This window comes from Clostridium tarantellae (assembly GCF_009295725.1).
GTDB lineage: Bacteria > Bacillota > Clostridia > Clostridiales > Clostridiaceae > Sarcina > Sarcina tarantellae.
This window is the reverse complement of the sequence record NZ_WHJC01000109.1, coordinates 1-10,841: the sequence shown is the minus strand read 5'-3', so window position 1 is coordinate 10,841 and position 10,841 is coordinate 1. Positions and strand designations below refer to the sequence as shown.

The 10,841-nt window shown below is 26.4% G+C and carries 2 protein-coding genes and 1 pseudogene; 1 reads left to right on the top strand and 2 read right to left on the bottom strand.

The genetic code is table 11. The features are described 5' to 3' along the window. Positions 1-11: 11 nt before the first annotated feature. On the bottom strand, positions 12-5,174 hold the full coding sequence (locus tag GBZ86_RS08590) for a carboxypeptidase regulatory-like domain-containing protein (protein ID WP_152889670.1): 5,163 nt from the start codon (positions 5,172-5,174) through the stop codon (positions 12-14). Between the two features lie 40 nt (positions 5,175-5,214). Then, positions 5,215-10,422: a carboxypeptidase regulatory-like domain-containing protein gene (locus GBZ86_RS08585; protein WP_152889667.1), complete on the bottom strand. Its 5,208-nt coding sequence runs from the start codon at positions 10,420-10,422 to the stop codon at positions 5,215-5,217. Positions 10,423-10,581: 159 nt separating this feature from the next. On the opposite strand from GBZ86_RS08585, the pseudogene GBZ86_RS08580 reads away from it, so the two are divergent. Then, positions 10,582-10,841, top strand: a pseudogene (locus GBZ86_RS08580) (IS701 family transposase); the annotation flags it as partial.

Sequence of the window (10,841 nt, the reverse complement as noted above, 5' to 3'; positions counted from 1 at the left end):
CTAATAAACCTTTATTGAGTTAATGTAAAAATTTGAAAATCTGGTGATGGATTAGTTCCATCTCCATAAAACTTAATTGTATTTTCTCCTTTTTTTAATTCAACTTCAAAATAAGTAATATTAGAGTATAATTTAGTGTTATTGGTGTTGTAAATATTACCAGTATCTTTATTGTTAATAGCAATACAAAATGAATTTAAAGGATTATTGGAAAAATACTCCACTGAAACTTTATAAACTCCCGTTTTAGTTACTTTAACTGTTACTGTAGAAGAACCATTTCTTTTTCCACCTAAATTAGTTACAAAATTACTATTAGCATCTACTATTGCACCATTTTCCAGTTTTCCTGCAGCTACATTGTAAGTTCCAGGTGGTAAATTTTTTGAAGTTGAAGTATTAGGAGTAACTGTTAAAGTTCTAAGCATAGGAGTTATACAATTTTCACTGCAATAAAATTTTATAGTATTATTTCCTGCAATTAAATTAGCTTCAATAGTAAAAGTATCAAACATTGGTATATTGTCTATGAAAGTTGGTAAAAAGCTATAGGGAGTTCTAAGAAAATTATCATTGATATCTACTAATAAATAGCTTTTAGTCTTACTTACATATTGAATATTTAAATCATAAAGTCCTGCTGAAACTACATTAACTGTTAAAGTAACCTCTCCTTTTCCTTTTCCACCAAGATTATTAACTACATTAAGATCTTTATCTATAGTAGCACTTCCATTTAATTTTCCATCTGCCATTTTATAAATTATTAAAGGTTTATCCATATTTAAACTTAGAGTAACTTGTCCTATATTAGGTCCGTCTGTAAAACTATAATTTCCAGAAAATTTAATTTCATTTTCTCCACTTTTTAGTTTTATAGGAATTGTAAAAGTTTTAGCATTTTTTATTTCAAAATCAACAGTTGGTGGAAGTTTATAAATGTTTTTCATAGAAATATTATTAACTTTAAGCTTTAGAGGTCTTGAAGTATTTCCACTTAAATATTTAAAAGCTAAATCATAAAGGCCCTCTTTATCAACATTTACTTTAAGAGTGGCAGAACCATTTCTTAAACCTCCTAAACAGCAAATAAATCCAGGAATTTTAAATTTTTTAGCACCTTTAGAAAGTATAGCTTCAGTAATATCATAGGTTTTTATAAGTTCATTATTAGTAATTACAAAGGATTCTAAATCAGGTGCTAAAGGAGCTTCTATACCATAGAATTTAATAAAGTTAAAGCCCTCTACTAATGGTATTTTTATTGTGAAAGTTTTAGGATTTGGTAATGTTCCTACAGAAGTTTTAGGAAGTTTATAAATCGTTCCTGTATTAACTCCATTAATATCTAATTTTAATGGTCTATCAGTAGCTGTTGAAATATATTTAATGGTTAGATAATAATCACCGTCATCATCAGTTACAACATTTACAGTGGAAGAGCCATTAAAAATTCCTCCTAATTTAGTTGTAAATCCAGTAGTTGTATCTATAGTAGCCCCATTCTCTAAAGATCCATGGGATACATTATAGGTTGTGAAATCTGGAGCTAGAGTAAAGTTTAATTTACCTAACATAGGAGTAGAATTAATACCATTTCCATGGAATTTAATAATATCAGTTCCAGGTTTCATTACAATTGGAATTAAAAATGTTTTAGCATAGCTTTCTTCTAATTTTTCTGTTATTGGAAGATTATAGAAGGTGGTATCATTATTAATAGTTACTGCTAAAATATTCTTATTATCTCCTGTTAAATATTCAATTATTAAGTAATAAAGACCTTCAGATTCATTTTCAATTTCTATAGTGGAAGATCCATCTTTTAATCCCCCTAATCCCATTACAAAATTTTTAGAAATATCAGATATTTTTGCACCATCTTTTAAAACACCATTTTTAACAAAAAAGGTATCAGGAGAATAAGAAAATGGTGGAGATTGGGTAATTTTAAGAGTTCCAACCATTGGTGCTGGAGTTATATTATCGCCAGAAAATTCAAGTGTATTCGTTCCTTTTTTTAAAGATATTCTTTCTATAGTAAATATTTCAGCTTTAGAATTAGCTCTTCCAGCAGTCATAGGTAAATAATATGGAGAACTAATAGCTTCTTTATTTACAGTTAAATATAGAATATTTTCTTCAAAATATGCTAAATATTCTATATTTAAATCATAAAAGTTATCAGAATCTACTTCAACAGTTAATGAAACAGTTCCTTTTAAGTTTGTACCTATACCTTCAATAAAGTTATTATATACATTAAGTTTAGCGCTATTTGTTAGAGTACCAGTATAAAAGTCATAAATTTGTTTTGGGGAAATCATAAAGTTTTTCTTTAAGTCTATACTATAAATGTCAGGAACAAAATTTTCGTCATTACCATAAAATTTAATGGAATTATCTCCTTCTTCTAAAGTAATTTTAGTACTATAGGCAATAGTGGTTGTTTTACTAGTAGGAATATTATAAATAGTTTCAGTATTCACACCATTTATATCTATTAAAAGATTTCCACCTTGAGATGATAGAATTAAATTTAATAAATATTCACCATATTCATCAGTAAAATAATTTATTGCAAAGAAGTTTTCATCAAAACCTCCTAGGGAATTTATAGCTCCAGAAGGAAGTATTTTAGCATTTTCTGATAATAGACCATCAGCTAATCTAGAATTTATAGGATAATTTAAATCAACTCGTAAATTTCCAAAATCAGGTGCTAATTCAGTACCATTTCCATAAAATTTCAATGTATTTTTTCCACTATTAAGATTTATTAGTGTAGAAAATAAATCATTAAAATCTCCTATAGTTTTATAAATCTTGCCAGTATCTTTTTCATTCACATCAATTTTAAAGTTTCTATTATTATTTCTATAGGCTATTCTTAATACATATTCTCCTTCAACCTTTACTGATACATCCATGGTAAAGAAACTATTTCCTTTTCCCCCAACATCAGTAATTAAATTTTGATTTTTATCTAACATAGCTGTTCCGCCAGTAATGGCATTAGTTATGAAATAAATATCATTAGCTATAGTAGTAGGTATTGTTGGCTTTGGTGCTGGGCTAGTATCTGTAGCTGTTAAGATAAAAGAAGATAAATTAGGAGCAGTATCTTTTCCATTACCATAAAATTTAAGAGTATTATTTCCTATATATAAACTTAAAGGAATAGTGAAAGTTTTAATATCATTTAAGGTTAGTCCTTTGGTTTTAGGAAAAGTATAAATAGTATTATTATTTACGCCATTAACATCTATTTTTAAGGGTAAATTATTAGAAGTTCCCACATACTTAATTGATAAGTTATACTTTCCTGAATTTATAACATTTACAGTAACTGTGGATGAACCATTTTTCTTTCCCCCTAAAGCCGTTACAAATGTTTTTTTAGTATCTACTTTTGCACCATTTTCAAGAATGCCTTCTATTAGATTTGAAGTTACTGGTGGTAAACTTAAAGTAAATTCCCCAAAATAAGGAGCATAAGTTTTTCCATCACCATGAAATTCAATAGTATTACTTTTAGCATTTAAAGCTATTGGTAAAGTAAAGGTTAAAGCATCTGAAATTTTCATAGTTTTTGTTTGCATAACAGTATAAATATCTTCATTATATTCATTATTTACCTGTAATTTAAAATTTAAATTCTTAAAAGCCGCTAAGTATTTAACAACTAAATAATATATGGCTGTATCTGCTACATCTACTGTTATAGTTGAAGAATTATCCTTAGGACCTCCTATGCCTTCTGCAAAGTTAGTTATAGTATTAACTTTAACATCACCTACAAATTTACCTAAAGCTACATTATAAGTTTTACTTTTTGTTTGGTCAGAAGAAGCATCAAACAAAGTTACACTTTCTGTTTGGTTTAAAATAAGAGTGACCATATTTAAATTAGGAGCTAAATTAACTCCATCACCATGAAATTTTATAATGTTTACTCCTTCATTTAATGTGGTTAAAATGTAGATGGTTTTAGTGTGGAAAGGTTCCCAGCCTGAAGTAATAGGAACCTTATAAATCTCTCCATTACCTTTATCATTTACTTCTAACTTTAAAGGTCTATTAAAATCTGCACTAGTATATTGAATATCTAAAGTATAAAGACCTGCTTTTTCCACATTAATACTTAAAGTTACTCCCCCATCATTTACTCCTCCTAAGGAGGTAACAAAACCTGTTAGATAATCTACCTGAGCACCATTTTCTAGTAATCCTGTAGAAATATTATAAGTATCTATTTCCCTAGTAGAAGTTATTTTTACAGAAGGAGTAATTAAATTATTTATATCAAGATTTTGAGTGGCATTAGATTTAATAAAATAAGAACCAAAAGGCACATTTACAAAACTATATATTCCTGAAAAATTTGTTTTAGTAAATGCCACAGGAGTTTGTACATCTTTTTCATCTATTTTATAAAGAATAACATCAGCATTACCAATAGAGTTGTTTAGTTTATCCGTTATTACTCCTGAAACTGATCCATTACTTACAAAGGTTTTAAAAGATAAGATTTTTTTAAAAGAAACTATTTTTTTACTTTCTACAGTAATAATTTCTTCAGAATTTATATAAGAAAGAGAAGTAATTTTAATTTTATAATTGCCAGGTAATAATTCGCTAAATATAAATGTTCCTTCATAATCTGAATATGTTATAGCACTTAACTCTTCTAAACTATTATTTATTCTGTATAAATAAATTACAGCTCCTTTTATAATGGCATATTCATTATTTGTTAATATGCCATTAATTGCACCAAATAAAGTATTTGGATCATTAGATAATGTAAAATTTATAATTTTATTTTCTCCATTTTGTAAAGAAAAAGAATTTGAATGATTTAAAATTTTGCCTGTAGCAGTGGATAATATTTTATACACACTACTTGGTGGTATAAAATTTATAACATAATTTCCGTTAGTATCTGTTCTTACATAAGTTAAAGGCTCTAGATTACTATCTATTAGTTTAACTATAGCATTTTTTATAGGTATATTTAAAGTATCTACCACTGTTCCTGAAATTGATGCACCTATGTTTATTTCATTAGCATTAGAATAAAGATTTATATCTGCTTTTACATCAATATCTTTTTCAGTAATTTCTATGGTGTGAGACTTAGTTAAATTATATTTATCTCTTCTTATTTGCATATAAATCCTCCTTAAAATTAATTTTTAAGTAGTTATATAATTAAATTTCATCAAGAACTATTACTTTATCAATAGTGAAAAAACTTAAATCTGGAGCTATAGCATTTCCAGCACCTTTAAACTTAATTTCATTTTCTCCTCTATTTAAATTTATTAAGAAATCCGTTTTTAAAGGTTCATCTTTAGTTTTATTTAATAAATAAACTTGTCCCAAATCTTTTTTATTGATTTCCATTACAAATGGATATGAATCTTTTACGCATAAATATTCTAAAGTCATATAATATTCACCACTATCTTCTACATTAAATAATATTGTAACACTCCCCTTCTTTTTACCACCTAAATTAGTAACAAATCCTGTTACTGGGTCTATATATGCTCCATTTTCTAATATACCTAAAGTTATATCATAACTATTTAATGGTAAAACTCGTGAAAAAATTTCATTAGGAATTAAAGTTACATTTCCTAAAAGTGGACCTGACTTATTTGAAACTCCATAAAATTCAATAAGATTATCTCCAGCCTTTAACTCCACATTAATAGAAAAAATTTTTACAGGATTCAAATCCCAACTTAAAATCATCGGCAAATTAAATTCTTTTTTTATTAACTCATTATTAATTTTTATTAATAATGTTGTTTCATCACTTATAGATAAATATTGAAGCTCTAATTTATAACTTCCTTTAGAAGCTACGTTTACAGTTAAAACAACTGCACCCTCATCTGCTCCACCAATGCCCTTTAATAACCCTGTTTTTTCATCTAACATTGTATCTCCTTTTAAAATTCCATCAAAGATTTTATAAATTTTTATTGGATTATTAGAATTTAAACTTACAGTAACTTCTCCAATTAATGGACTAGCTTTCAAACTACCACTACCATAAAATTTGATAATATTTTCTCCTAATTTTAAATTATAAAATATAGAAAAAATTTTTGCATTTTTCGGATCTAAATCTATAGTCTCTTCTAGATTATATAGTGATTTTTTATTTTCTCCATTAATAGCAATTTTAATAGGTTTTGAAATTTTAGAACTTAAATATTGGAAAGCAATCTTATATATTCCTTCTTGTTCAACATTTACTTCTAAAGTAGCTGTTCCTTTCTTTATTCCTCCAAGCCCACAAATATAACCTTTTACTATACATTTTTTTGCATGCTTTAATTTAGCTAATGTAATATCATAAGTTTGAGTTAATCTTTTATCTGTAATAACAAAAGATTCTAAACTAGGAGTATAATTATATTCATCCCTATAAAACTTAAGTTTATTTCTCCCTCTTATTAAATTTATATCAATACTAAAACTCTTAGCATCATTTGCTAAACTTCCTAAAGTCTTTGGAAATTTATAAATAGTTCCTGTATTAATTAAATTAACATCTAATTTTAAAAAGCTATCTTTTACAGGAGATAAATATTTTATAGTTAAATAATAATCTCCCTCTAACTCATTATATATTTCTACTGTAGCTTTACCTTCTTGTTCTTCTCCTAAATATTTAACAAACCCAGTTGATGTATCTATTTCAGCTCCATTTTCTAAAAATCCAGATGCTACATTATAGGTTTGCATCTGTGGTACTTTATTAATGTTAATTGTTCCTAATATAGGACCATAATTAACTCCATCACCATGAAATTTTATAATATTTTTTCCCTTATTTAATAATATAGTTATAATAAATGTCTTAGCATATTCTTCTTTTAAACTACTAGTTTTAGGAAGAGTATAAATATCATTTAGTCTTTCTCCATTAATATCTATAACTAAATTTCTATTATCATCAATTACTAAATATTCTGTTATTAAATTATATATTCCTTTGTTATCTATAGAAATATAAATAGTTACAGACCCATCTTTTTTATCCCCGCCTATTCCCTCTACAAAATCTTTTGAAAATGTTGATATTTTAGCACCATTTTCTAATACGCCATCCTTTACAAAAAAAGTTCCTTTTGGAGGTACTATAGAATTTGGTATAGATTTAACAACTTTAATTCTTCCTAATTTTGGTGTTGGTTTTCTTCCATCTCCATAAAATTTAAGAGTATTTTCCCCTATTTTCAATAAAATTTTAGGTATAATAAACATTTCTAATTTGGAATTACTCATAAATCCAGTCATAGGTAAATTATAAACTATACCAGTAGCAGAGTTATTTACATCTAGTTTTAAATTGGTATCCCCATATTCAGCTATATATTCAAGTTGTAAATCATAATAGGTTTCAGCATTTACTTTAATAGTTAAAGTAACATATCCCTCTTTTTTACCACCTATGTCAGTAACAAAATTAGTTTTCATATGAATTGTTGCACCATTTTTTAAAATTCCACTAGATATTTTATATGTTGGATCTGATGATGCTACTAAAAGTTCTTTTATATTTAAGCTATATAAATCTGGTACAAATTCCTCTCCATTTCCATAAAATCTAATGGAGTTATCTCCTTCTTCTAAGGTAATTATTGTATTATAAGCAATAGTAGCTGTTTTTGCAGAAGGTATATTATATACACTTCCCGTATTAATATCATTAATATCTATTAAAAGCACTCCTCCCTCAGAAGAAAATACCATATCCATCTTATATTTTCCATAATGAGATGTAAAATAATTTATTTGAAAATAATTATCAAAAAATCCACCTATTGAATTTATAACTCCAGACGGAAGTAATTTAGTATCTCCTGAAAATATTCCTCCAGACAATCTAGAATTTATAGGAAAATTTAAATTAAGTTCAAAATCTCCAAAGTCTGGTGCTAATTCAGTACCATCTCCATAAAACTTTAATGTATTTTTTCCACTATTAAGATTTATTAGTGTGGAAAATGAATCATTAAAATCTCCTATAGTAGTATAAATCTTACCTGTATTTTGTCCATTTACATCTATTTTAAATTTTCTATTATTATTTCTATAGGCTATTCTTAATACATATTCTCCTTCAATATTTACTGATATCTCCATAGTAAAGAATCCATCAGCTTTTCCACCAATACCAGTGATTAAATTTTGCTTTTTATCTAAAATAGCTGTTCCTCCAGTTTTTCCATTAGCTATAAAGTAAATATCCTTAACTATAGTAGAAGTAGTTGGTTTTAACACTGAGCTAGTATCTTTAGCAGTTAAAATAAAAGACGATAAATTAGGAGCAGTATCTTTTCCATTACCATAAAATCTAAGAGTATTATTTCCTGTATTTAAAGTTAAAGGAATAGTGAAAGTCTTAATATCATTTACAGTTAATCCTTTAGTTGGCGAAAATGTATATATAATTTTATTGCTTATACCATTAATATCTATTTTTAATGGTAAAGTATTATCAGTTCCCACATACTTAATTGATAAGGTATACTCTCCTTCATTAGATACATTTACAGTAATAGTTGAAGATCCATCTTTCTTTCCACCTAAAGCTCTTACAAATCTATTAGTAGTATCTGCTCTAGCACCATTTTCAAGAATACCTTCAACTAGATTTGAAGTTACTGGTGGTAAACTTAATGTAAACTCTCCAAAATAAGGAGCATTATTTTCCCCATCACCATGAAATTGAATAGTATTGCTATTAGCATTTAAAACTATTGGTAAAGTAAAGGTTAAAGCATCTGAAACATTCATACTTTTGGTTGGAATTACAGTATAAACTTTTCCGTTGCCTACATTGTTTACATTATTTACATAAACCTTAAAGCTTAAATTAGTCGAAGTTGCTAAGTATTTAACAGCTAAATAATATACAGCTTTATCAACCACATCTACAGTTAAAGTTGAAGAACTATCAATAACTCCTCCTATACCTTCTGCAAAGTTAGTTATAGTATTAACTTTAACACTTCCTACAAATTTACCTAATGCTACATTATAAGTTTTGCTTTTTGTTTGGTCTGAAGAAGAAGTATTAAATAAAGTCACACTTTCTGTTTGGTTTAAAATAAGAGTTACCATACTTAAATTGGGAGCTAAATTAACTCCATCACCATGAAATTTTATAACATTTACTCCCTTATTTAAGCTAGTTAAAACATAGAAAATTTTAGTGTGGAAGATTTCCCAGCCTGAAGTAATTGGAACCTTATAAACTTCTCCATTATCTTTACCATTTACCTCTAACCTTAAAGGTCTATTAAAATCTGCGCTTGTATATTGAATAGCTAAATTATAAAGACCTGATTCTTCTACAGTAACATTTAAAGTTACTGCTCCATCATTTATTCCTCCTAAGGAAGTAACAAAACCTGTTAAATAATCTACCTGAGATCCATTTTCTAGTAATCCTGTAGAAGTATTATAAGTATCTATCTCTTTTGTAGAAGTTATTTTAACAGAAGGGGTAAGTATATTATTCATAGTAATATTTTGAATAGCATTAGATTTAATAAAATAAGAACCAAAAGGCACATTTACAAAACTATATATTCCTGAAAAATTTGTTTTGGTAAAGGCTACAGGAATTTGTTTGTTATTTTCATCTAATTTATAAAGAATAACATCAGCCTTAGGCATAGCTATATTTAAATTATCTGTTATTATTCCTGATATAGAACCATTACTTAAATGTGGGTCTATAGTTAAAGATCTTTTGAAGGAAGATATTTTATTACTTTCCACACTAATTACTTCTTCTAAAGGAAGATATTTAAGAGCAGAAATTATAACTTCATAATTCCCAGGTTGTAATTCACTAAATATAAACTCTCCATCATAATCTGAATAAGTTATAGCTACTAATTCATCCGAATTTAAATTTATTTTATATAAAGAAATTACAGCTCCAATAATTGTCTTATTATTATCATTTATTAAAATTCCATTTATAGCCCCTAAAATAGATTTTTCATCATTATTTAAATTAAAATTTATAATTTTATTTTCTACATTCATTAAAGAAAAAGAAGGGGATTGCTCTAAAACCTTTCCTGTAGCTGAAACTAATAATGTATATATATCACTTGTAGGTATCATATTTATATCATATTTACCTTCTTTATCTGTTCTTACAGCTACTAGAAGTTCAAGCTTATTATTCATTAATTTAACTATAGCATTCTTAATTGGTATATTAAAATTATCTACTACTATTCCTGAAATAGATGCACCTAAGTTTATTTCATCTATTTTAGAGTCAAGCATTATGTTTGCTTTTTTATCATAGTCTTTTAAAGTAATTTCTATTTCCTCTGATTTACCTAAATTATATTTATCTTTTTTTATTTGCATATAGGTCCTCCTTAAAATAAATTTTTATTAGCTATAATTATTAACACCACTTTACAAGTAATTAAAAATTAATTTTATAAAAAATGAACCAAATTCCTAAAAACTGTGCAAACTATTAATACACCCAATACTAATAAAACACAGGAGGAATTTGGTTCTATGAATAGTATTGACGAAAAATCTATAATTAAAACATTAAACAGTTATTTCGTTGAGTATAAAAATATTTTTTATAAAAGAAGCTTTGAAAATTTTATTACATTGATAATGGCAATTTTATATATACAAGAAGCTAAATCGGTTAAATTTTTGCATGAAAAATTTATAAAAAAGTATTGGGATAAATGTTTAAATAGCTTCTATTATTTTTTAGCCGATAAAAATTTAAACTCAACAGATTTAGCTATATCAACTTTAAA

Bases quoted from the DNA above. Each gene is read 5' to 3' on its own strand.
- GBZ86_RS08585 (WP_152889667.1), bottom strand. From the start codon at position 10,422: ATGCAAATAAAAAAAGATAAATATAATTTAGGTAAATCAGAGGAAATA.
- GBZ86_RS08590 (WP_152889670.1), bottom strand. From the start codon at position 5,174: ATGCAAATAAGAAGAGATAAATATAATTTAACTAAGTCTCACACCATA.